This is a genomic window from Citrobacter sp. wls714, from assembly GCF_005281025.1.
In the GTDB taxonomy this organism is placed as follows: Bacteria; Pseudomonadota; Gammaproteobacteria; order Enterobacterales; family Enterobacteriaceae; genus Citrobacter; species Citrobacter werkmanii.
Genome location: NZ_SZWZ01000077.1, coordinates 1 through 417, shown reverse-complemented (window position 1 = coordinate 417; position 417 = coordinate 1). Strand labels below are relative to the sequence as shown.

The following is a 417-nucleotide window of genomic DNA, read 5'->3' as shown; positions in this document are numbered from 1 at the left end:
GCTTAAGTACAATCCGCCGTGACTGGCAATCATTCAATACTCGCACTATCGAACGTTAGCCAGTTGGCTGCAACCACGCTCCTGCATACGGCGTGGTTGCGGCAACCATCATTTTTACGACTGAGCATCCAGCTGAGCTTGCTCGCGTTCAGCTTTTTCCATTGCCTCCCGCGCTTCTTCTTGTCTCTGATTCCAGAGACTATCAGACGGCATCTCCACACGAACTGAAACATACTGATCTGCCGGGATATCAATTGGATTTCCATTTTTTATGGTTTCGGTGAAACCACCGGCCTCATCTTTTACACCAATCAGATTGCGGGCAAACTCCGGTGCATCGGGGTAGGTTCGATGGAAAGTTTTCACCAGAACAGAACCATCAGGATTTACCTTGTAATCCAGCCATATCAAAGGCTG

The 417-nt window shown here is 48.7% G+C and carries 1 pseudogene; it reads right to left on the bottom strand.

The annotated features are described in order from the left end of the window. Positions 1-114: 114 nt before the first annotated feature. A pseudogene (locus FDX11_RS17100) lies at positions 115-417 on the bottom strand (phage tail protein); the annotation flags it as partial.